The organism is gamma proteobacterium symbiont of Axiagastus rosmarus (assembly GCF_059730925.1).
This window is the reverse complement of sequence record NZ_AP035925.1, coordinates 2,497,762-2,520,011: the sequence shown is the minus strand read 5'-3', so window position 1 is coordinate 2,520,011 and position 22,250 is coordinate 2,497,762. Positions and strand designations below refer to the sequence as shown.

Here is a 22,250-nt window from a genome sequence, read left to right as displayed (position 1 = left end):
CGAAAGGCTGGCGGTGTAATTCAATAATTCTGAATAGATAAGCAAAAAGCAGTTTTAGCCCTGGCGGCAATGGGTATTGCTTCACCAAATGCGCCATAAACGCGGGAGGAAAGTAAATCTGTGTCAGGAAAGGTCAATAACTGCCAGTGCGCTCCGCACCGGCAGCAACAAAATCAGGCAAAACGCGTAAGTGAGAAGGGCGTGAGGTCAAAGGAGAACGGTTTATTCTGCGCAAATTCGCTGGCCAGTTCACCCAGCACGCTGGCGAATTTAAACCCGTGGCCGCTCAGGCCGGTGATAATCAGTCGGTCAGGCTCGCCGGGCAGGGTATCGATAATAAAATCTTCATCCGGCGTGTTGTCATAGCTGCAGGCTTCACCATGCAGGCACACGCCTACGCCTGGCAGAAACTGGCGCAGGAAGCTAAAGGCTTCGTTACCGTCAGCGGCGATGCTGCCGAACGGTTTGCGGTCCGCTGGCGTCTGCATCGGCTGACCGCCATCGTGGCGTCCCACTTTCAGGGCATTATTGTCTGCCGGGAAACCGTAGAAATGGCTGCCATCCGGCATCTCTACCGTAAAGCCGGGGAACTGGTTATTTTCGCTGTAGCGCCCATCGGCCTGATACCAGGCAAACACCTTGCGCACCGGCGTAACGGGCAGATTGTCCACCAGCTGACTGACCCAGGTGCCGGCGCTGATCAGTAGCTTGCGCGCGCGGAATACGCCATCGCTGGTGGTGACCTGCTGCAGATCGCCCTCGCGGCCAATCGCGCTGACCGGGCAGTTAAACAGCTGCGCGCAGCCAGCCTGTTCCGCCAGCTGCACCCAGCTGCGCACCGCCTGTTCGCATTTCAGGAAGCCAGAGTTGGGCTCAAACACGCCGACGTAGCCGTCCGGTACGCTAAGCTGCGGCCAGCGTTTACGCACCTCATCGGCCTGTAACACCTGCACCGCTAACTGCCAGCGGTTAGCACTGTCGATTACGTTGTGAATGAAATCCGAGCTGGCCGGCGCCAGATTAAGAATGCCGCTGCGGTGCATAATGCGTTCGCCGCTCTGGCGCTCCAGCTCATCCCATAACGTCTGGGCGCGCAGCACCAGCGGCACGTAGCGTTCACCTTCGCCGTAAGCATGACGAATCAGGCGGGTTTCGCCGTGATGCGTCCCCTGGCTGTGGGGCGGGTGCGCGCTGTCGATCATCAGCACCGACAGGCCCGCCTGGGTTGCGTAGAAACCCGCGGCAGCTCCGACGGAACCACTCCCCACCACAATCAGATCATAAACCATGACGACATCACTCCTGCAAAACGGCGATTTTTTTCAATAGCATATCAAAAGAGTGCGCCCATGAAAAAGGCACCCTGTAGGGTGCCTTTTCACGCGATGGTGATGATTAGTGCTTGCGATTATCGCGTAGGTATTGCTCAGTGGACTCGATCTTTGCAATGCCAGCTTCGAGGATAGAGATAAACTGTCTGGCTACGTCAGTTGTCAGCCAGTATGTTGGGCCCACGTCAGCTTCTTCTTCTTTCTGGTCCTGCGATGATAGCGAGTGCAGGCGGATCATCATGGCGTCATAGCTGTCAACGGTGCTGATATCCCATCCCACCAGCGGATGGGTCTGGATGACGTCTTTACTTCTGTCCATTATAACCTCCTTATTACTCGTTAAACGAAGTGCTTTCGAGGTTCAATGCGTCTGTATCTTGCACTAGCGAGATAATTATAACATGGAAATAACAGTACAGTAGTTAAAAAGTGTGGTGACTAAAAACACAGCAAAATAAAAGCAGCCAAAAGCCGGTTTTCAACGAATAAATAAACGCCTTACGCAGCTGGGTATTTATTGTCGCAGCGCAACGTGTCGTCATACCGATTATCGGCATCTCAGCATTAAAACTTTAACGGGCTGAACGCCAGGGTAAAAATCTGAAATTATCCCTGCGACTCGGCAGGCAACTGCCCTTTGCGTCGATGGATCTCGTCCGCCAGCCGGGCAAAATGCTGCTGTAACTGAGCGTCATGATTCTGGTTTTGCGCTTCAAGCGTCAGATTGTGAGCCAGCAGCTGGCTGGCGCGATCGTCCAGACAGAAGGTCAGCGTAGCAAAGGCATTTTCCAGCACGGTCAAACGGCGTTGCTGTTCAGCAATGAAGGCCAGTAATTCCCCAAACGTCATCGCCTCTTCTGGTTTTTCAGTAGTCATGTGCAACACACCTCCTGTAAGCACGACGAGGCAAGAATAGGACATCGTTTAATCAGAGTCTAGCTGGCGCGGGTTTTTCTGGCGAGCGGGAAATAAAAACAAAAAAGCCGGGCGGCGGGCCCGGCAAAAACGGCACAGTGGCGGTTAATCGGTAATAAACCAGTCGTCAGCGCTTTCCCAGGTTTCCTGCAAAATATCGCTGATGCGGTCGCGTGATTCTTTACAGCCGCCAAACACGCTGAGCTGGTTACCACCGGCATAGCGCACTTTGACGTGATGATTGTCGTCGGGAAAATCGCGGGAGATACGGCGAGTGAGTTCAGCGCTCAGTGCATCCAGTGCACCGGCGGGAAGGGGCTGAGTCTTTGCTACGGTAATTTCAACACGCATAAACGCCTCCGGGATAATATACTGGTTATTTGTACAGTATAAAATTCCCGAAGGCAAGCGGCAGATGATTATTCTTTGATGCGCCAGTTAAGGGTTTCACCGGCGAGGAACGGAACCAGCGTATCGTCAGCGACCGTGATGCTCTCCTGCACCGTCCACGGCTCACGCACCAGCGTCAGGGTACCGTCGTTGAGCGGCAGGCCGTAGAACCTGGGGCCGTTCTCAGAGCAGAAGGCCTCAAAATGCTCCAGTGCGCCAAGCTCTTCAAACACGGTCAGATAAGCGGGCAGCGACGTCGGCGCATTAAATACGCCAGCACAGCCGCAGCTGGCTTCTTTCAGATGGCGCAGGTGCGGTGCCGTGTCAGTGCCCAGGAAGACACGCCGGTTGCCGCTTGCCACCAGGTTACGCAGCGCTTCCTGATGAATGTTGCGCTTCAGAATGGGCAGACAGTAGAGATGCGGGCGCACGCCGCCCACCAGCATGTGGTTGCGGTTGAACATCAGATGCTGCGGCGTAATGGTCGCGCCAAGCAGTTCATTGCCAGCGGCCACATACTCCGCAGCTTCCTTCGTAGTGATGTGTTCCATCACTACTTTCAGGCCCGGGAACTGCTGGCGCAGCGGCTGCAGCACGGTTTCGATGAAACGCGCTTCACGATCAAAGATATCAATGTGCGCATCGGTGACTTCGCCGTGCACCAGCATCGGCATACCGATTTCCTGCATGCGCTCCAGCACGCTGGCAATTGAGGCAATGTTGGTGACGCCATGGCTGGAGTTGGTGGTGGCGTGTGCCGGATAGAGTTTTGCCGCCGTAAAAATACCGCTGCGGAAGCCGCGTTCGATTTCGTCCGCATCGAGCGAATCGGTGAGGTAACAGGTCATCAGCGGCGTGAAGTGATGCCCAGCAGGCAGCGCCGCCATGATGCGTGCGCGATACGCTTCGGCAGCCGCAACGCTGGTGACCGGCGGAACCAGATTTGGCATGACAATCGCACGACCATTCACCGCGCTGGTATAGGGCAGCACTGCATTGAGCATCGCGCCATCGCGCAGGTGGATGTGCCAGTCGTCAGGGCGGCGAATCGTGATTTGCTGGGGTTGGGCTGTCATTCAAAAAGGCTCCGGCTGAGGTGAAAACGAAATGGCTCGTTTAGGCCGGGGACTAATCATAAGGGGGCGGGCAACCGTTTGCACGGGATTTTGCAGTGCGGGAGAGAAATAACCGCAGGCGCGGCAGGTTGCGTAGCTGCGTGGCAGGCGCGGGCAGAATCATGCCGGCATCCTGCCACGCTATGCATGGCCGCCACTGAGAACGGCCGCTTGCAACGTTAATCGGTAAACGGAATCACCAGCTGGCCAGGCTTCACTTCCAGCCCTTTAGCCAGTTTCTTCGCCAGCGCCTCGCCTTTGCTGCGGTCGGCGCTTAGCACGTAGGCGGGTTTTTCATTGAAATAGCGCTTGAGGGATTCGTTCAGATACGGCGTAAGGGTTTTCATGATCGACGCCATCTTCTCAGGTTGCACCTGTGCGTCGACGATTTCGAGGTCCTGCAGATAAATGGCGCCCTGCTGCGCGTTATACACCGGTTGCGCTTTCATCTTCAGCTGCATTTCGGCCTGCTGCGGACCAAACAGCGAGCTGACGTTGATGTTGGCTTTACCAGACAGCGTCACTTTGCCGGGTTCTTCACGACCAATCTGGCTGCTCAGGTCGGTCAGTACAATATGGGCATTCACCAGCCCGGACACGCCGATGTCTTTCTCGTAGTTGTTGCGCTTTTGCAGCGCCTGATTCACTTCCTGCTCGCTGATGGTGTATTGCGTCAATTGGTTACAGCCGCTGAGCAGCACGGCAAAAAACAGGGCAAACAGCCCGGGAAACGCCTTCTTCATCATTTCTTCTTCCTGGTTGATACGGCCAAACAGCCTTAAGCCTGCCTGATTCAGGGCCAGGTGTCACCAGGAGAGAGATGAGAAACGCAGCCGCGCGCTTCTCATCACAGCGCCATCAGGCCGCAATCGACGACAGCAGATTCACCTGCGTCTGTTTCGCCATATTATCGCGGTAGTCGGCGACGCGGCTCGGCCATTCGATACCGGAAACCAGCGTCAGCGAGCGCAGCAGCGGAAACAGATGAATGTCATCCTCAGACAACTCGCCGTTCACCGCGTTGGGTTTGACGATCAATTTATCCAGCTGGCGCAGATCATCACTGATATTTTTGATGAAACCCGGGGCATGCTTACGCAGTTCGGCAAAGTCACCGAGGCTGGCCTGTTTCTTTTCGCGGAAGTAATCACGTGCTTCGGGGGTGGCGAATTCAGCAAACGCGGCCTCGGCGATGCGCGGCAGCAGCAGCTTGTTGATGTAGCCATTGACCCGTCGCAGCCAGTCGGCGATGGCGGGATTTTGCTTGCCGGTCAGCAACGGCTGGCGATCCTGATTATCGACAAAGCGCACAATATCCATGCTCTCCGGCATCGCACTGCCATCGGCTTTTTGCAGAATCGGCGCCATTTTCTGGCCAATCAGCTTTTTCGGCGTTGCTTCATCATCATTGAGCATCACAATCAGCTCAACCGGCAGGTTTTTCAGGCCAAAAATCATGCGTGCTTTGACGCAGAAAGGGCAGTGATCGTAGATGTAAAGTTTCATCCCGTTTCTCCTGTGATTCTCAGGGTGACGGAGGTCACCCTTTTTCCGGACGTGCGGGAAGTATGGAAGAGAACGCCTGAACCGGCAAACTAGCTGCTGAAGATCGCCGGTGCCACCTGGCGCGGCTGGAACTGCCACCACAGCGCCAGCAGCGTGATCATACCGACGGTGCTGAGCAGCATCCACGGCAGCTCCGGCAGGGCCAGCTGCTGGCCCATATCGAACATCCAGCCGCCACCGGAGTAGCCAATCAGCCCGCCAATCGCCAGGCCGAGCCGGCTGAACCCCATGTAGCTGCCGCGTGCCCGGGCGCTGGCCAGGGACGCACTCAGGGTTTCACGCGCCGGTTCAGCGATGATCGATCCGAGATAGAAGACGGCGATCAGCAAAAACAGCGACGGCAGCGAATCGGTCATGCCAACCGGCAGCAGGCTGAAGGTCATCAGAAACAGCCCGGCCATCAGGCGCGTCTCGAGGCGGAAGCGCTTTTCACTCCAGCGCGCCAGCGGATAGAGCAGGCTGAGTGACAGCAGCGCTTCAATCGCATACATCCACTTCACCGCCGCCGGTGCGCCCGCCACCTGATTGACCATGACCGGCAGCATCAGCATCACCTGCACGGCGAGAATGTAATAGCCGGTCAGGGTAAAGACATACAGGCGGAAACGGCGGTCGCGCCACACGCGCTGCATTCCCTCGCGCATGGCGATACGCTCCGTAGAAATGCGCCATGCTGGCAGCCACACGGCGTTAAAGATGGCGGCGACGACAAACACCGCCGCACCGACCCAGCACACCAGACGGAAATCCCACGCCAGCAGCCAGCTGCCAATCAGCGCGCCCAGCACCGCGCCGGCGCTGTCCTGCATCATCAGCAGCGAAAAGAAGCGTCCGCGCTCGCGTGCCCGCACCAGTTTCACCACCAGCGCGCTGCGTGGCGGATCGAACAGCGTGCCGCCCAGTCCGGACAGCAGGCAGGCCAGCCACAGCAGCCACGGCTGATGCGCCAGCGCCATACAGGCGAAACCGGCGGCACGCATCAGCATGCCGGTGACGATCAGCGGCCGCGCGCCAAAACGGTCTGCAATGGCCCCACCGAAGATACCCAGCCCCTGCTGCACCAGCTGACGCAGGCCGAGCGCAATGCCCACCAGCAGCGCGGCCCAGCCAAGCTGTTCCACAAAGTGAATGGAGATCAGGGGAAACACCACAAAGAATCCCATTACCACCAGCATGTTATCGACTAACAGAAACGTTTTTCCAAGGCGTCGTGCCCGCGCAACCCGTGACATGCTGAATCCTGAGCAAGTGAGAAGGAAAAGTGACCAGTTGGTCTATTTTCTGCCTGCTCCGGCGGGAAAAATAGCGTTTTCAGGATGATATTTTTTTATCCAGCCTGAAGAGAAATTAATCCTTAATCGGAATCAATTGCCGTGAGCGATGCGCGGGGTTTTACCGCAGCCGGGGTGACGGTTATAGTGAGAAGTAACGCCGCTGGCGTACATCTTTCTTTCGTTATGGATTTCAGGAGTCATGATGTTTGGCTATCGCTCTGCTGGCCCGCGCGTGCGGCTTACCACCGATCGTCTGGTGGTGCGTTTAGTACATGAACGCGATGCCTGGCGTCTGGCGGATTATTACGCCGAAAACCGCGCCTTTCTTAAACCCTGGGAACCGGTGCGCGATGAGAGCCACTGTTATCCCTCTGGCTGGCAGGCGCGTCTGGGTTTAATTGCCGACATGCATAAACAGGGCTCCGCGTTCTATTTTGTGCTGATGGACCCGGAAGAGCATGAAGTGCGCGGCGTCGCCAACTTCAGCAATGTGCTGCGCGGATCGTTTCATGCCTGCTATCTCGGCTACTCGCTGGGAGAGAAGTGGCAGGGACAGGGCATGATGTTTGAGGCGCTGCAGGCGGCGATTCGCTACATGCAACGCCAGCAGCGCATTCATCGCATCATGGCCAACTATATGCCGCACAATCAGCGCAGCGGTGATTTGCTGGCGCGCCTCGGCTTTGAAAAAGAGGGCTACGCCAAAGACTATTTACTGATTGATGGCCGCTGGCAGGATCATGTGCTGACGGCGCTTACCTGGCGCGAATGGAACCCGGATCGTCGCGGACAATAATAAAAGGAACACGTAATGAAGATGGCTCTCTCCGCGCAGGCATTGCGCGTGATCGGCTGCCTGCTGGAGAAGCAGGTCACCACGCCGGATCAATATCCGTTATCCCTCAATGGCGTGGTCACTGCCTGTAATCAGAAATCTAACCGTGAGCCGGTAATGAACCTGAGCGAAAGCGAGGTGCAGGCTCAGCTCGATGAGCTGGTGAAAAAGCATCTGGTCACCGCTAACAGCGGTTTCGGTCAGCGCGTCAGCAAATATGAACAGCGTTTCTGCAACTCGGCGTTTGGCAATCTGCAGCTGAATGCCGCCGAAGTGGCGGTGCTGACGCTACTGTTCCTGCGCGGCGCGCAGACGCCGGGCGAACTGCGTACCCGCAGTGGTCGTCTGCATGAGTTTCAGGACATGGCCGAGGTGGAACGCACGCTGGAGGGGCTGACGACGCGCGACGACGGCCCCATGGTGGTGCGTCTGGCGCGCGAGCCGGGCAAGCGTGAAAGCCGCTATATGCACCTGTTTGGCGGCGAGGTGGTGGACGAACTACCTGCCAGCCACACCGCGTCGCCTGAGTCTGACGATCTGGCCGCGCGCGTTGCTCAGCTGGAAGCGCAGGTGGCGCGCCTTGATGCTCAGCTGCAGCAACTGCTGCAGCGGGAGGCGTGAAATGACGCTGCGTATTGGTGTGGTCGGGCTTGGCGGTATCGCGCAGAAAGCCTGGCTGCCGGTGCTGGCACAGGCCAGCGGCTGGCAGCTGGTGGGCGCGTTCTCGCCCAGCCAGGCCCGGGCGCAGCCGATCTGCGACAGTTACCGTATTCCTTATTTTAGTCAGCTGGATGCGCTGGCGGCGGCCAGCGATGCGGTGTTTGTGCACAGCAGCACCGCCAGCCATTTTGAGGTGGTGCAGGCGCTGCTGCTGGCCGGTAAAGATGTTTGTGTCGATAAGCCGCTGGCCGAAACGCTGCAGCAGGCGGAGACGCTGGTGGCGCTGGCGGAAAAGCGCAAACGCAAACTGATGGTGGCCTTCAACCGGCGCTTTGCACCGCGCTACCAGCAGCTGAAAGCGCAGCTGCCGGGCGCGTCCTCGCTGTGCATTGAGAAACACCGGGCAGACAGCGTCGGCCCGCACGACCTGCGCTTTACCCTGCTGGATGACTATCTGCATGTGGTCGATACCGCGCTGTGGCTGGCCGGCGGCAAGCTCAGGCTGGAGCTCGGCCATATCGACACCCATGATGACGGCGCAATGCTCTACGGTGAGCACCATTTCTCGGCCGGATCGCTGCAAATTACCACCAGTATGCATCGCCGCGCGGGCACGCAGCGTGAAGTGGTCAGCGCCATCTGCGACGGGCGTTACATCGAGATTAATGAGATGCGCGACTGGCGTGAAGAGACGCTTAGCGGCCTGCGCAGTGATGTCCCGCCGGCGTGGCAAAGTCATCTGACCCAGCGTGGCTTCAGCGGTGCGGCACACCATTTTATCCAGTGCGTGGAAAATCAGACGATGCCTGAAACCAGCGGTGAACAGGCGCTGGCGGCGCAGCGTCTGGTGGAAAAACTGTGGCGCGACGCCGTACAGGAATAATCCCTTGTAACACTCAATGCTGGTCATTTCCCACCGCAGCAGTAGACTATCGCCGGACATCGCAGGATGTCCGCGCTAAGTTGCTCATTTATCCGACACTTTTCAGGATGCGCCACTCATTATGAATTTGCTGAAATCGCTGGCTGCGGTCAGTTCGATGACCCTGTTTTCCCGCGTGCTGGGCTTTGCCCGCGACGCCATTGTGGCGCGCGTTTTCGGGGCTGGCATGGCCACCGATGCCTTTTTCGTGGCGTTCAAACTGCCCAATCTGCTGCGCCGTATTTTCGCCGAAGGCGCCTTTTCACAGGCCTTCGTGCCAATTCTTGCCGAATATAAAAGCAAGCAGGGCGAAGACGCCACGCGGGTGTTTGTTGCCTATGTATCAGGCCTGCTGACGCTGGTGCTGGCGGTGGTGACGGTGCTGGGCATCGTCGCTGCGCCCTGGGTAATCGTGGTAACGGCGCCGGGTTTTGCCGATACTGCCGACAAGTTCGCCTTAACCAGTTCGCTGCTGCGCGTCACCTTTCCTTATATTCTGCTGATCTCGCTGGCGTCGCTGGCCGGGGCGATTCTTAATACCTGGAACCGCTTCTCCGTCCCGGCGTTCGCGCCCACGCTGCTGAATATCAGCATGATCGGCTTTGCGCTGTTTGCCGCGCCGCACTTCCATCCGCCGGTGATGGCGCTGGCGTGGGCAGTGGTGGTGGGCGGGCTGCTGCAGCTGTTTTATCAACTGCCGCACCTGAAAAAGATTGGCATGCTGGTACTGCCGCGCGTCAACCTGCGCGATGCCGGCGTGTGGCGGGTGATGCGCCAGATGGGCCCGGCGATTCTCGGCGTGTCGGTGAGCCAGATCTCGCTGATCATCAATACCATTTTCGCCTCGTTTCTGGTCTCCGGCTCGGTGTCGTGGATGTACTACGCCGATCGTCTGATGGAGTTTCCCTCTGGCGTGCTGGGCGTGGCGCTCGGCACCATCCTGCTGCCGTCGCTGGCGAAGAGTTTTGCCAGCGGCAACCACGATGAATATTCCCGTCTGATGGACTGGGGCCTGCGTCTGTGCTTCCTGCTGGCGCTGCCGAGCGCGGTTGCGCTGGGCATTCTTTCCGGTCCGCTCACCGTGGCGCTGTTCCAGTACGGCAAATTTACCGCTTTTGATGCGGCGATGACCCAGCGCGCGCTGATTGCCTATTCGGTTGGGCTGATGGGGCTGATCGTGGTGAAAGTGCTGGCACCGGGCTTTTACTCGCGGCAGGACATCAAAACGCCGGTAAAGATTGCTATCGCCACCTTGATCATGACGCAACTGATGAACCTGGCGTTTATCGGCCCGCTGAAGCACGCCGGTCTGTCGCTGTCGATTGGTCTGGCGGCCTGCCTGAATGCGGCGCTGCTCTACTGGCAGCTGCGCAAACAGCAAATCTTTCAGCCGCAGCCGGGCTGGCACGGTTTCCTGCTGCGTCTGCTGGTCGCCGTCGCGGTGATGGCTGCTGCGCTGCTGGGCATTCTGCAGGTGATGCCGGCGTGGGAAGAGGGGCAGATGTGGTGGCGGTTACTGCGGCTGGCGGCGGTGTGCGCCATTGGCGGCGGCGCTTACTTCGTGATGCTCGGTTTACTGGGCTTCCGCCCGCGCGATTTTGCCCGCCGCACGGCGGTGTGAGCGCACAATAAAAAAGGGGCGCCCGGCGCGGGCGACCCTGATTCAGTGGACCTGCAGCGCGGCTGCGTTTAGCCTTTGCGGCTCAGCGTGGTCTGGCCTAAACCACGACCGTCCGGACCGTAAAACGACTGGGTCTGATGCGGTTTCAGCACCGACAGCGCCTGTTCAGTAAAGGTCATCTGATGCTGCAACAGCATGCCATTGTGCTGATTGGCGTCGCGCAGACGCTGGGTATGTTGCTGAATGCTGTGCCAGCGGCGTGCAATATCACTGTGACCACGATAAGGCGCTTTGGTACCCAGCGACAGCTCGGTTTTGCGGCGCATTTCGTCCAGATAATTCAACGTCGTCAGCAGCGCGCTTTTATCTTCTGTAATGCGCTGCAGCAGGTTGCCATTAATCCGTCCGGCAGAAAGTTGCTGCTGCTCTTCATCCATCACGACGTTAAGCGAACTCAGCACATCCTGCATTTTATCTAAGGTGGTCAGCAGATTATCCATCGGGACTATTTACCCTCTAAAAACGCCCTGGTATCGGCGATCAGCGCATCGGCGATCTTACCGGTATCCATTTTCAGTTCACCATTACGAATGGCGGTCTTCAGCTGCTCTACGCGCGCTGTGTTAATATCTTTGCTGCCCGGCTGCATCAGCTGCGCCTGAGCGGGACTCAGCGTCACTTCTGCACCATTCTGGCTGGTGCTGGCGGCCGGTGCGCTGTTCTGACGCACTTTTGCCTGGTTGTCGCTGCTGTCACGGGTTTGTACAGTGCTCACCGGTTTTAAAGGCTGCGTTCTGTCGATACTCATGGTGTGGCTCCTGTTAGGGTCAGTTGGGGATCAGCCAACTGAGTCAGCATAGGGTAATATCATTGTTGATATCTCTATCGGCAGAACAACAGCGTTCTTTAACGCTTTATAGCGATATCAGAATATTCCCATCCTCGCTGACACGACCGCTTACCACCTGGCCATTGCTCATGCGCACGCGCACCGTCTGCGCCGCGCTGGCGTTGTTTAACGCACGACCTTCACTGCTGGCATTAAAGCCGTTGCCGCTGGCAATTACCATCACATTCTGACCGGCTTTCACCCGCCACGGCTGGCGCAGCATGGTGGCCGTCACCGGCTGGCCTGGCGCAATGTCACGCAGGGCAATGGCGTCCGCCAGATTGCTGCTGCTGAGCAGCGCGCGCGCCGGCAGCGTGTCCAGCCGGCCACTCTCCAGGCGGAAATCACTGGCGCTGACGTTGCTGCCGCGCGCCAGCTGACGATTGGCCACCAGATACTCGCCGGTGACCTGCACCTGTACCTGCAGATAGCGACGATTCTGGCCGCAGCTGGCGGCAATGCTCAGATTGCCCCACTGGCGACTGTTACCCGGCAGCAGCAACTGCGGTGTGTCGCAGGCGGGCCACTGCGTCTGCGGCGTGCGGACCACCACGGTCATACCGGCGGCGTGCTGCGGATCGCGTGCCTGAAAGAACTGAGTCAGCTGCGCGCTGAGATCGGCGGCATAGCCGGGCGTCGCGAAGGCCAGCCACAGCAGGGCCAGCAGGGAAGAAGTTGTACGCATCAACGCCTCCTGTCGAAAAGATGGCACTGAGTCTACTCCGCGCACCAAAAATTCAAGGTGAAAAATAGCCACGATTTTTGCTGCTATTCAGACGATAGCCCTTGCTTTTGTCCCATTAAGCTGTCAGCTCGAAATTCTCATTCGCGGAGGAAGCATGCTCGACAAACTCGATGCCGCGCTGCGATTTGGTACAGAAGCATTAAACCTGCGGGCGCAGCGCCAGGAGATTCTGGCGTCTAACATTGCCAACGCCGATACCCCGGGCTACCAGGCGCGGGATATCGACTTTGCCAGCCAGCTGAGCAAGGTGATGCAGAACGGCCGTGCCGAAGGCAGCAGCCTGGCGCTCAATGTCACGTCATCACGTCACATTGAAGCGCAGACCAACTCACAGCCCGCACTGGATCTGCTGTACCGCATTCCCGATCAGCCTGCCGCGGATGGTAACACCGTGGATATGGATCGCGAGCGTACGCAGTTTGCGGATAACAGCCTGAAATACCAAACCGATCTCACCCTCATCAGTAGCCAGATCAAAGGCATGATGAGCGTTCTGCAGGGGCAATAATCATGGCATTGCTGAATATCTTTGATATCGCCGGTTCTGCGATGACCGCACAGTCACAGCGGCTCAACGTCAGCGCCAGTAACCTGGCCAACGCCGACAGCGTCACCGGGCCGGACGGCCAGCCGTACGTGGCGAAGCAGGTGATTTTCCAGACCGATGCCGCTCAGGGCGCGGCCACCGGCGGCGTCAAAGTGGCCGGTGTCGTGAACGACCCGACGCCCGCCAAACTGGTCTATGACCCGGGTAATCCGCTGGCTGACCAGAAAGGCTACGTCAAAATGCCTAACGTCGACGTGGTCGCCGAAACCGTTAACACCATGTCCGCGTCGCGCAGCTATCAGGCCAACGTCGAAGTGCTGAACACGGTGAAGTCAATGATGATGAAAACCCTCACCATGGGTCAGTAACGGAGACGCATTATGAGCCTTGCAGTAGGGATTAAAGACAACCTCGACCCCACGGTCCTCAGCTCCAGCAGCAGTACCGGCAGCGGCAACAGCGCGCAGGATCTGCAAAACCAGTTCCTGAACATGCTGGTGACGCAGCTGAAAAATCAGGACCCGACTAACCCGATGGACAACAGCCAGCTGACAACCCAGCTGACGCAGATCAACACCCTGAGCGGCATTGAAAAACTTAATACCACGCTGGGATCGATCTCCGGTCAGATCAGCACCAGCCAGTCGCTGCAGAGCTCAACGCTGATCGGCCATGGCGTGATGGTGAAGGGCAGCCAGGTGCTGGTCGGCAGCGGCACCAGCACGCCGTTTGGCGTGGAGCTGGGCACCGCGTCGACTGCCACCAGCGTCACCATCAAAGATGGCAACGGCAGCGTAGTGCGCTCCATCGATCTCGGCGGTCTCAGCGCCGGCGTTCACACCTTCTCGTGGGACGGCAAGATGGACGATGGCAGCGCCGCACCGGACGGCAAATATACGGTTTCACTCGCCGCCAGCAATGGCAGCACCCAACTGGTGGCACAGCCGCTGAACTACGCCTATGTCAATGGCGTCAGCACCGTGAATAACACCGCAAAACTGGATCTCGGCACCATGGGCTCCGCGACCCTCGATGAAATTCGTCAGATTCTCTGACTAACCTCTTAGCAGGAGAAATAGCATGTCATTTTCACAAGCGGTGAGCGGCCTGGGCGCTGCCTCCAGCAACCTCGACGTTATTGGTAACAACATCGCCAACTCGGCGACGGCCGGCTTTAAATCCAGCACCATCGCGTTTGCCGATATGTTCGCCGGTTCGAACGTCGGTATGGGTACCAAAGTCGCAGCGGTGATTCAGAACTTTAACGACGGCACCACCACTTCCACCAGCCGTGGGCTGGACGTGGCGCTGAGCGGCAACGGTTTCTTCCGTCTGACCGACGCCAGCGGTGGCGTGTTCTATTCGCGCAACGGCCAGTTCACGCTGGACGAAAACCGTAACCTGGTGAACACCCAGGGCCTGACCGTAACCGGCTATCCGGCTAACGGCACCCCGCCAACCATTCAGGCCGGTGCCAACCCGGTCGCGCTGAGCATTCCGACCACCCAGATGTCGGCGCGCGCCACCACTACCGCCACCATGGTATCCAACCTGAACTCAACCGATGCGGTGCCAACCGGCGGTGCGTTCACGGCGACCAACGTGGATACTTACAACGCCAAAAGCACCGTGACCGTGTACGACTCGCAGGGTAACGACCACGCGCTGGATCTGTACTACGTCAAAACGGCCGACAACAACTGGACGGTGCACGCGATTGATTCCACCACCGGTCAGGCTGCCGGTAACTTCAACATGGTATTCGATACCAGCGGTAACCTGACCTCGGCCAGCACAGTGGCGCTGACCATTCAGGGTGCGAACGGTGCTGCGGCCAACCAGGCGGTCAGCCTCAGCGTGCTCGGCAGCCTGCAGCAGAACACCGGCAAAACCAACTTCGGTAACCCAACCCAGGATGGCTATGCACCGGGCGATCTGACCAGCTACACCATCAACGACGACGGCACCATCACCGGGACTTACTCCAACCAGAAAACCCAGCTGCTGGGTCAGATTGTGCTGGCGAGTTTCTCTAACCCGGAAGGGCTGAAGTCCGAGGGTGATAACGTCTGGTCGGCAACCAACTCTTCGGGCCAGGCGGCAGTCGGTCTGGCAGGCACCGGTACCTACGGCAACCTGACCTCCGGCGCGCTGGAAGCGTCCAACGTCGACCTGAGTAAAGAGCTGGTGAATATGATCGTTGCCCAGCGTAACTATCAGGCCAACAGCCAGACCATCAAAACGCAGGACCAGATTCTTAACACCCTGGTCAACCTTCGTTAATACGCTAACGGGATTGCTTTATGGATCACGCAATATATACCGCGATGGGCGCGGCCAGTCAGACGATGGAGCAACAGTCTGTCACCGCCAGCAACCTCGCCAACGCCTCGACGCCGGGCTTTCGCGCTCAGCTCAATGCGCTGCGCGCGGTGCCGGTCAACGGCTGGTCGCTGCCAACACGTACGCTGGTGGCCGCTTCGACGCCGGGTGCCGATATGTCGCAGGGCTCGCTCGATTATACCGAGCGTCCGCTCGATGTGGCGGTGCAGCAGGATGGCTGGCTGGCGGTGCGTACCGCTGACGGCAGCGAAGCTTATACCCGCAACGGTAACATGCAGATCAGCCCGACCGGCCAGCTGACCATTCAGGGCAATCCCGTGATGGGCGATGGCGGTCCGATTGCCGTGCCGCAGGGCGCGCAACTGACCATTGCCGCCGACGGCTCCATCACCGCGCTTAACGCCGGTGACGCGCCGAACGCCACGGTGCAGCTTGGACGGCTGAAGCTGGTACGTGCCACAGGCCAGGAACTGACGCGCGGTGATGACGGCATGTTCCGTCCCAGCGCCGCCACTCAGGCACAGCGCGGCGCGGCGCTGCCGAATGACGCGACCGTGCAGGTGATGCCGGGCGTGCTGGAGGGCAGCAACGTGAAGCCCGTGGAAACCATGGTCGACATGATCGCCAACGCCCGACGTTTCGAGATGCAGATGAAAGTGATCTCCAACGTCGATGAAAACGAACAGCGGGCTAATCAGCTACTCAATATGAGCAGCTAAGGCTTAAGGAAAACACAATGATTCGTTCTTTATGGATCGCGAAAACCGGTCTTGACGCACAGCAGACCAACATGGACGTCATCGCCAACAACCTGGCGAACGTCAGCACCAACGGCTTTAAGCGTTCACGCGCGGTGTTCGAAGACCTGATGTACCAGACCCTGCGTCAGCCGGGTGCGCAGTCGTCAGAACAGACGACGCTGCCGTCGGGCCTGCAGATCGGTACCGGTGTGCGTCCGGTGACCACCGAACGTCTGCACAACCAGGGCAACCTGTCGCAAACCAGCAACTCAAAAGATGTGGCGATTAATGGTCAGGGCTATTTCCAGGTGCAGATGCCGGACGGTACGTCTGCGTATACCCGCGACGGCTCGTTCCAGGTGGACCAGAACGGCCAGCTGGTGACCAACGCCGGTTTCCCGGTGCAGCCAGGCATCACTATTCCGGCGAACGCCACCAGCATCACCATTGCGCGTGACGGCGTGGTGACGGTGACACAGCAGGGGCAGACGCAGCCGGCGCAGGTTGGCCAGCTGACGCTCAGCACCTTCATGAACGATGCCGGACTGGATAGCGTCGGGGAAAACCTCTATCAGGAAACCCAGGCCTCCGGTGCGCCGACCGAAAGCACGCCGGGCCAGAACGGGGCCGGTCTGCTGTATCAGGGTTACGTGGAAACCTCCAACGTCAACGTGGCGGAAGAGCTGGTGACCATGATTCAGACGCAGCGCGCTTATGAGATCAACAGCAAAGCGATCAGCACCTCCGATCAGATGCTGCAGAAGTTAACCCAGCTGTAATGCCGGGATCGTTGGGCCAGCGCGTCTGGCCCGATTAAGAACATGAAAAAGGTCAGAACTCCGTGGCGAAGCAAGTGATTCTCAAGCCTGGGCATTGGTTAGTAGCCACGCTGCTACTGACCCTTAACGGTTGTGCGCTGGTGCCGCGCACGCCACTGGTACAGGGTGCGACGACGGCTGAGCCGACGCCATCCGCACCGCCGGTGGTGAACGGTTCCATTTTTCAGGGCGTGGCGCCGCTCAACTACGGCTATCAGCCGCTGTTTGAGGATCGTCGTCCACGTAACATTGGTGACACCCTGACCATTACGCTGCAGGAAAACGTCAGCGCCAGCAAAAGCTCTTCAGCCAATGCCAGCCGCGACGGCAGCAACAGCTTTGGCCTGAGCGCCGTCCCAACCGGCCTGGCCGGACTGGTGGGTGCCGGCGGCGAAAAAGCCGCGCTCGACGCCAACGGCAAAAACGATTTCGCTGGCAAAGGTGGCGCAACCGCCAACAACACCTTTACCGGCACCATCACCGTCACCGTTAACCAGGTACTGTCGAACGGCAACCTGCGCGTGGTCGGCGAGAAACAGATTGAAATCAACCAGGGCACCGAATTTATTCGCTTCTCTGGCGTAGTGAACCCGCGCACCATCAGCGCCAGCAACGCGGTGCTGTCAACGCAGGTCGCCGATGCACGTATTGAGTACGTCGGTAACGGTTATATCAATGAGGCGCAGACCATGGGCTGGTTCCAGCGCTTCTTCCTGAACGTCTCGCCGATGTAAGAGGTCATGATGAAAAACACTACACTGCTGCGTTTGGGCCTGGGCCTGTTGCTCGGCATCAGCAGCCTGATGGCGCAGGCCGATCGCATCCGCGATCTCACCAGCGTGCAGGGCGTACGCGATAACCAGCTGATTGGTTACGGTCTGGTGGTTGGCCTTGACGGCACCGGTGACCAGACCACCCAGACGCCGTTCACCACGCAAACGGTGAGTAACATGCTGTCGCAGCTGGGCATCACCGTGCCTGCCGGCACCAACATGCAGCTGAAAAACGTGGCGGCGGTGATGGTCACCGCCAAGCTGCCGTCGTTTGCCCGTCAGGGACAGACGGTTGATGTGGTGGTGTCCTCACTGGGTAACGCCAAAAGCTTGCGCGGCGGTACGCTGCTGATGACGCCGCTGAAGGGCGTCGATAACCAGGTTTACGCGCTGGCGCAGGGTAACATTCTGGTCGGCGGGGCGGGCGCCTCGGCCGGTGGCAGCAGCGTACAGGTTAACCAGCTCAACGGCGGCCGCATTACCGGTGGCGCCACCGTGGAGCGCGAGCTGCAGAGCAACTTCGGCAGCCAGAACACCATCAACCTGCAGCTTAACAACGAAGATTTCACCATGGCGCAGCGCATTGCTGATGCCATCAACAGCCGTGGCGTGGGGTCAGCGCTGCCACTGGACGCCCGTACCGTGCAAATCCGCGTGTCGCCAAATAACAGCTCGCAGGTACGTCTGCTGGCGGAGATCCAGAACATCGACGTGTCGGTACCGCTGGAAGACGCCAAAGTGATCATTAACTCGCGCACCGGTTCGGTGGTGATGAATCGCGAAGTGACGCTCAACACCTGTGCGGTGGCGCAGGGCAACCTGTCGGTCACGGTTAACCAGCAGCAGAACGTCAGCCAGCCGGATACGCCGTTTGCCGGTGGTCAGACGGTTGCCACCACGCAAACGCAGATCGATCTGCGTCAGAGCGGTGGCGCGCTGCAGCGGGTTAACGCCAGTGCCAACCTGAACAACGTAGTGCGGGCGCTGAATGCGCTGGGTGCGACACCGATTGAGCTGATGTCGATTCTGCAATCGATGGAGAGCGCGGGCTGCCTGCGCGCCAAGCTGGAAATTATCTGATGACCGATACGCAATCGCTGATGAACGCGGCGTATGACAGCCGCTCGCTGAACGAACTGAAACGCCAGGCTGCCGTGGACCCGAAAGGCAAAGCGCTGCAGGTGGCGAAGCAGGTCGAAGGGATGTTCGTGCAGATGATGCTGAAGAGCATGCGTGAAGCGCTGCCGCAGGATGGCATGCTGAGCAACGATCAGACGCGGCTTTACACCTCGCTGTACGATCAGCAGATTGCGCAGGAAATCGGCAAGCGCGGGCTGGGTCTGGCCGACACCATTGTCAAACAGATGCAGCCGGCGCAGGCACCGGACGAAAGCGCCGGTACCGTGCCGATGAAACTGGATAACAGCTTCATCTATAGCAGCATGGCGCCCACGCAGCTGGAGCAGATGGTGCGCAAAGCGGTGCCGCGTCTGCCGGTCTCGCCGGCCAGCCTGCCGGGTGACAGCAATGAGTTTATCGCCCAGCTGGCGCAGCCGGCGAAAGTAGCCAGCCAGCAGAGCGGCATTCCTCACCATCTGATTCTGGCGCAGGCGGCACTGGAGTCCGGCTGGGGCCAGCGGCAGATCCTGACGCGCGACGGCAAGCCGAGCTACAACGTGTTCGGGATCAAAGCCAGCGGCGACTGGAAGGGCGAAACCACCGACATCATGACCACGGAATACGAGGGCGGTGAAGCGAAGAAAGTGCGCGCCACCTTCCGCGTTTATGGCTCCTATTTCGAAGCGCTCAGCGACTACGTGCGGTTGATTTCCAGTAACCCGCGCTATGCGGCAGTAGCGAATGCACCGAGCGCCGAGCAGGGTGCGCGCGCGCTGCAGGCGGCTGGCTACGCGACTGACCCGAAATATGCGCAGAAACTGGTAGGAATGATCCAGCAATTCAAAAACATGGGCGAAAAAGTGGTTAAGGCTTACAGCCAGGATTTCACCGACCTGTTCTGATTTTTCCGCTCAAGTTTCGCTTAAGCACGCCGATAACCTTCACATGCCGCGGGCGTTGTGGCCCGCGCAATCGCACTGATGACTGCCAGCCCGGTTAACGGGAAAAAGGAACCGAGATGTCCAGCATAATTAACTCCGCGATGAGCGGGCTGAGCGCCGCACAGGCCGCATTAAGCACCACCAGTAACAACATCAGTAATTACACCGTGGCCGGTTATTCGCGCCAGACGATTTTGCTGTCGCAGGCCAACAGTACGCTGCAGGGCAGCAACTATTATGGCAACGGCGTCAATGTGACCGGCGTGCAGCGTGAATACGATGAGTTTATTACCGCCCAGTTGCGCGGTAACAGCGCCAACTACAGCGCGGTCAATTCACAGTACAACCAGATTTCGAATATTGATGATCTGCTGTCGACGTCGACCACCAGCCTGTCTGACTCGATTCAGAGCTTTTTCACTAACGTGCAGAACGTGGTGAGTAACGCGGACGATCCTTCTGCGCGTCAGTCTATGCTCAGCTATGCGCAGGGACTGGTAAACCAGTTCCAGACCACCGCACAGTATCTGACCAGCATGCAAAACAGCGTCAATACGGACATTAAAGCCAGCGTCGAGCAGATCAACACCTACTCCAGCCAGATTGCCGATCTCAATACGCAGATCGCCAAGCTGACCACCGGCGGCGGCTCTGCGCCTAACGATCTGCTCGATCAGCGCGATCAGCTGGTCAATAACCTGAATGGCCTGGTCGGCGTGAACGTTTCGCAGCAGGACGGTAACTACATCGTCTCGATGGGCAACACCACGCTGGTCAACGGCAGCAAAACCACCTCGCTGATCGCCATGCCTTCCAGCAGCGATGCGTCGCGCATTACCGTGGGCTATGTCGATAAGCAGGCCGGTAACGTTGAGATCCCGGAAAAAACGCTGACCACCGGTTCGCTCGGGGGCCTGCTGGCGTTCCGTACCCAGGATCTGGATAACGCGCAGAACCAGCTCGGGCAGCTGGCAGCGGCATTCACCACCAGCTTCAACCAGGTGCACAGCCAGGGCTATGACAGCAAAGGCAACACCGGCATCAACTTCTTCAATATTGGTAGCCCGACAGTGGTGACCAACAGCAAAAACACCTCTGCCGCTACCGTCAGTGCCAGCTGGACCGACACCGGGGCGATGAAAGCCTCTAACTACAGCGTGAGCTATGACGGCAGCAACTGGTCAGTGACGCGTCTTTCCGACAACGTGAAAGTGACGCCGACCATGGGCAGTGACGGTGCCGGCAATACCACCATGAGCTTTGACGGACTGTCATTAACGGTAAATGGAACGGCTAACGCCAAAGACAGCTTCCTGGTCAAACCGGTGCAGGATGTGATTAGCGGCATGTCAGTGGCTATCACCAGTGAATCGCAGATCGCGGCAGCTTCGGCTGCGGGTGGCGCCAGCGATAACCGTAACGCGCAAAAGCTGCTTGACCTGCAGGATGCCAAACTGATTAACGGTAACGCCACGCTGGCGCAGGGTTATGCCAGCCTGGTGAGCACCGTCGGCAACAAAACCAAAAACCTCGAAACCGCCGCCACCACCCAGAAGGGCGTGGTGACGCAGCTGACCGAACGTCAGCAGTCGGTTTCTGGCGTAAACCTCGACGAAGAGTACGCCAACCTGAGCAAATATCAGCAATTTTACATGGCGAACGCGCAGGTACTGCAAACCGCCAATACCATTTTCGATGCTCTGATGAGCATTCGCGGTTAATACGGGAGGCCTGACCGATGAGACTCAGTACCAATATGATTTTCGACCAGCAGGTGCGCGGCGTCACTGACGCGCAATCCTCCTGGCTGAAAGCGGGTGAACAACTGTCAACCGGTCGCCGCGTGACCAATCCGTCTGACGATCCGATCGCCGCTTCGCGCGCCGTGGTGCTGTCGCAGACGCAGGCGCGCGACAGCCAGTTCGCGCTGGCGCGTTCGTTCGCGAATCAGGGACTGTCGCTGGAAGAGAGCACGCTGAGTGATGTCACGACGGCGATTCAGTCGGCGCAATCCACGCTGATCAGCGCCGGTAACGGCTCGCTGAGTGACGATGACCGCGCCTCTTATGCTACCCAGCTGGAGGGCATTCGCTCGCAGCTGCTCAACCTGGCCAACAGCAAAGACGGGAACGGCCGCTACCTGTTTGCCGGCTATGCGTCCGACAAGCCGCCGTTCACCGAAGATGCCAGCGGTAAAATCATCTATAGCGGTGGCAGCGACGCGATCACCCAGAAAGTCGACAGCGAACGCACCATGACGGTGGGTCATACCGGTAATTCAATTTTTGACCAGCTGACCAGCAACGCCAAGCCGGAGCCGGATGGCAGCGCCAGCCAGACTAACCTGTTCGATATGCTGGATGACGCCATTGCGGCGCTGAAAGTGCCGCAGAATGACGCTGACGATGCCACTAAACAGACCTTCAGCGCGGCAATGGACAAAGCCAACCGTGGCTTCAGCAACTCGCTGAACAACGTGCTGGCGGTGCGTTCTGAGATTGGTACCCAGCTGGACGAACTGGATACGCTGGATGCAAAAGGTGACGACCGCAAGGTGACGCTGAAAGATCAGATGAGCACGCTGGTTAACGTCGATTACACCGAAGCCATTTCCACCTACACCATGCAGCAGCAGCTGCTGCAGGCGTCGTACACCACCTTTAGCGATATGTCGAAGATGTCGCTGTTCCAGATGAATAAATAAAC

The 22,250-nt window shown here is 58.5% G+C and carries 26 protein-coding genes; 15 read left to right on the top strand and 11 right to left on the bottom strand.

What is annotated here, in order from left to right:
• Nucleotides 1-173 precede the first annotated feature (173 nt).
• The 8 genes from solA to mdtH form a co-directional block, all read right to left on the bottom strand.
• Nucleotides 174-1,289 (bottom strand): N-methyl-L-tryptophan oxidase, encoded by a 1,116-nt coding sequence (solA, locus tag AC6I8F_RS11835; RefSeq protein ID WP_058769615.1) that lies wholly within the window; start codon nt 1,287-1,289, stop codon nt 174-176.
• Between the two features lie 106 nt (nt 1,290-1,395).
• Nucleotides 1,396-1,650, bottom strand: coding sequence for a biofilm formation regulator BssS (gene bssS / locus AC6I8F_RS11830; protein WP_021506436.1), 255 nt, complete (start codon nt 1,648-1,650; stop codon nt 1,396-1,398).
• Between the two features lie 287 nt (nt 1,651-1,937).
• Nucleotides 1,938-2,207 carry a hypothetical protein gene (locus AC6I8F_RS11825; protein ID WP_010617279.1) on the bottom strand — a complete coding sequence of 90 codons (270 nt, stop codon included), beginning with the start codon at nt 2,205-2,207 and terminating at the stop codon, nt 1,938-1,940.
• A 144-nt stretch (nt 2,208-2,351) separates the two neighbouring features.
• Entirely contained in the window at nt 2,352-2,597 is a 246-nt protein-coding gene (gene dinI / locus AC6I8F_RS11820; protein ID WP_021506435.1) for a DNA damage-inducible protein I, read from the bottom strand.
• Nucleotides 2,598-2,665: 68 nt separating this feature from the next.
• Complete coding sequence (pyrC, locus tag AC6I8F_RS11815; protein ID WP_058759457.1) at nt 2,666-3,712, bottom strand: dihydroorotase; 1,047 nt, start codon at nt 3,710-3,712, stop codon at nt 2,666-2,668.
• A 218-nt stretch (nt 3,713-3,930) separates the two neighbouring features.
• Nucleotides 3,931-4,494, bottom strand: coding sequence for a lipoprotein (locus tag AC6I8F_RS11810; RefSeq protein ID WP_021506433.1), 564 nt, complete (start codon nt 4,492-4,494; stop codon nt 3,931-3,933).
• Nucleotides 4,495-4,609: 115 nt separating this feature from the next.
• Nucleotides 4,610-5,257: a glutaredoxin 2 gene (gene grxB / locus AC6I8F_RS11805; protein WP_021506432.1), complete on the bottom strand. Its 648-nt coding sequence runs from the start codon at nt 5,255-5,257 to the stop codon at nt 4,610-4,612.
• Between the two features lie 89 nt (nt 5,258-5,346).
• Entirely contained in the window at nt 5,347-6,549 is a 1,203-nt protein-coding gene (mdtH, locus tag AC6I8F_RS11800) for a multidrug efflux MFS transporter MdtH (protein ID WP_104092805.1), read from the bottom strand.
• Between the two features lie 244 nt (nt 6,550-6,793).
• Here mdtH and rimJ point away from each other — a divergent pair, with 244 nt between their 5' ends.
• The 4 genes from rimJ to murJ all read left to right on the top strand — a co-directional run bounded on the left by rimJ (nt 6,794) and on the right by murJ (nt 10,629).
• Nucleotides 6,794-7,387, top strand: a complete 594-nt coding sequence (rimJ, locus tag AC6I8F_RS11795; RefSeq protein WP_021506430.1) for a ribosomal protein S5-alanine N-acetyltransferase — start codon at nt 6,794-6,796, stop codon at nt 7,385-7,387.
• A gap of 15 nt (nt 7,388-7,402) precedes the next feature.
• Nucleotides 7,403-8,047, top strand: coding sequence for a DUF480 domain-containing protein (locus AC6I8F_RS11790; RefSeq protein ID WP_241797815.1), 645 nt, complete (start codon nt 7,403-7,405; stop codon nt 8,045-8,047).
• Between the two features lies 1 nt (nt 8,048).
• Nucleotides 8,049-8,969: a Gfo/Idh/MocA family protein gene (locus AC6I8F_RS11785; RefSeq protein ID WP_336698596.1), complete on the top strand. Its 921-nt coding sequence runs from the start codon at nt 8,049-8,051 to the stop codon at nt 8,967-8,969.
• A gap of 121 nt (nt 8,970-9,090) precedes the next feature.
• On the top strand, nt 9,091-10,629 hold the full coding sequence (murJ, locus tag AC6I8F_RS11780) for a murein biosynthesis integral membrane protein MurJ (RefSeq protein ID WP_498028048.1): 1,539 nt from the start codon (nt 9,091-9,093) through the stop codon (nt 10,627-10,629).
• A 68-nt stretch (nt 10,630-10,697) separates the two neighbouring features.
• On the opposite strand, the gene flgN is transcribed toward murJ, so the two are convergent.
• From flgN to flgA, 3 genes are all read right to left on the bottom strand, one after another.
• Nucleotides 10,698-11,129 carry a flagellar export chaperone FlgN gene (gene flgN / locus AC6I8F_RS11775; protein WP_058769621.1) on the bottom strand — a complete coding sequence of 144 codons (432 nt, stop codon included), beginning with the start codon at nt 11,127-11,129 and terminating at the stop codon, nt 10,698-10,700.
• A gap of 5 nt (nt 11,130-11,134) precedes the next feature.
• The gene (gene flgM, locus AC6I8F_RS11770; RefSeq protein WP_058775421.1) at nt 11,135-11,437 is read right to left on the bottom strand and encodes a flagellar biosynthesis anti-sigma factor FlgM; all 303 of its coding nucleotides are present in this window, start codon (nt 11,435-11,437) and stop codon (nt 11,135-11,137) included.
• A gap of 106 nt (nt 11,438-11,543) precedes the next feature.
• Nucleotides 11,544-12,203 carry a flagellar basal body P-ring formation chaperone FlgA gene (gene flgA / locus AC6I8F_RS11765; protein WP_021506424.1) on the bottom strand — a complete coding sequence of 220 codons (660 nt, stop codon included), beginning with the start codon at nt 12,201-12,203 and terminating at the stop codon, nt 11,544-11,546.
• Nucleotides 12,204-12,357: 154 nt separating this feature from the next.
• Here flgA and flgB point away from each other — a divergent pair, with 154 nt between their 5' ends.
• The 11 genes from flgB to flgL all read left to right on the top strand — a co-directional run bounded on the left by flgB (nt 12,358) and on the right by flgL (nt 22,248).
• On the top strand, nt 12,358-12,771 hold the full coding sequence (gene flgB / locus AC6I8F_RS11760) for a flagellar basal body rod protein FlgB (RefSeq protein ID WP_021506423.1): 414 nt from the start codon (nt 12,358-12,360) through the stop codon (nt 12,769-12,771).
• A gap of 2 nt (nt 12,772-12,773) precedes the next feature.
• Nucleotides 12,774-13,178, top strand: a complete 405-nt coding sequence (gene flgC, locus AC6I8F_RS11755) for a flagellar basal body rod protein FlgC (protein ID WP_021506422.1) — start codon at nt 12,774-12,776, stop codon at nt 13,176-13,178.
• Between the two features lie 12 nt (nt 13,179-13,190).
• Nucleotides 13,191-13,865 (top strand): flagellar hook assembly protein FlgD, encoded by a 675-nt coding sequence (flgD, locus tag AC6I8F_RS11750; RefSeq protein ID WP_021506421.1) that lies wholly within the window; start codon nt 13,191-13,193, stop codon nt 13,863-13,865.
• A 25-nt stretch (nt 13,866-13,890) separates the two neighbouring features.
• On the top strand, nt 13,891-15,093 hold the full coding sequence (gene flgE / locus AC6I8F_RS11745) for a flagellar hook protein FlgE (RefSeq protein ID WP_021506420.1): 1,203 nt from the start codon (nt 13,891-13,893) through the stop codon (nt 15,091-15,093).
• Between the two features lie 20 nt (nt 15,094-15,113).
• A complete protein-coding gene (locus AC6I8F_RS11740) occupies nt 15,114-15,872 on the top strand; it encodes a flagellar basal body rod protein FlgF (protein WP_058759464.1) in 759 nt (252 codons plus the stop codon).
• 17 nt (nt 15,873-15,889) lie between these two features.
• Nucleotides 15,890-16,672 (top strand): flagellar basal-body rod protein FlgG, encoded by a 783-nt coding sequence (flgG, locus tag AC6I8F_RS11735; RefSeq protein WP_021506418.1) that lies wholly within the window; start codon nt 15,890-15,892, stop codon nt 16,670-16,672.
• A gap of 62 nt (nt 16,673-16,734) precedes the next feature.
• On the top strand, nt 16,735-17,445 hold the full coding sequence (locus AC6I8F_RS11730) for a flagellar basal body L-ring protein FlgH (protein WP_498028047.1): 711 nt from the start codon (nt 16,735-16,737) through the stop codon (nt 17,443-17,445).
• Nucleotides 17,446-17,514: 69 nt separating this feature from the next.
• A complete protein-coding gene (locus AC6I8F_RS11725) occupies nt 17,515-18,564 on the top strand; it encodes a flagellar basal body P-ring protein FlgI (RefSeq protein ID WP_230201060.1) in 1,050 nt (349 codons plus the stop codon).
• Complete coding sequence (flgJ, locus tag AC6I8F_RS11720) at nt 18,564-19,505, top strand: flagellar assembly peptidoglycan hydrolase FlgJ (protein ID WP_021506415.1); 942 nt, start codon at nt 18,564-18,566, stop codon at nt 19,503-19,505. Before AC6I8F_RS11725 ends, flgJ begins: the two co-directional genes overlap by 1 nt.
• A gap of 116 nt (nt 19,506-19,621) precedes the next feature.
• Entirely contained in the window at nt 19,622-21,265 is a 1,644-nt protein-coding gene (gene flgK / locus AC6I8F_RS11715) for a flagellar hook-associated protein FlgK (RefSeq protein WP_021506414.1), read from the top strand.
• Between the two features lie 17 nt (nt 21,266-21,282).
• Nucleotides 21,283-22,248, top strand: coding sequence for a flagellar hook-associated protein FlgL (gene flgL / locus AC6I8F_RS11710; RefSeq protein WP_059010446.1), 966 nt, complete (start codon nt 21,283-21,285; stop codon nt 22,246-22,248).
• The last annotated feature ends 2 nt before the right edge of the window (nt 22,249-22,250 follow it).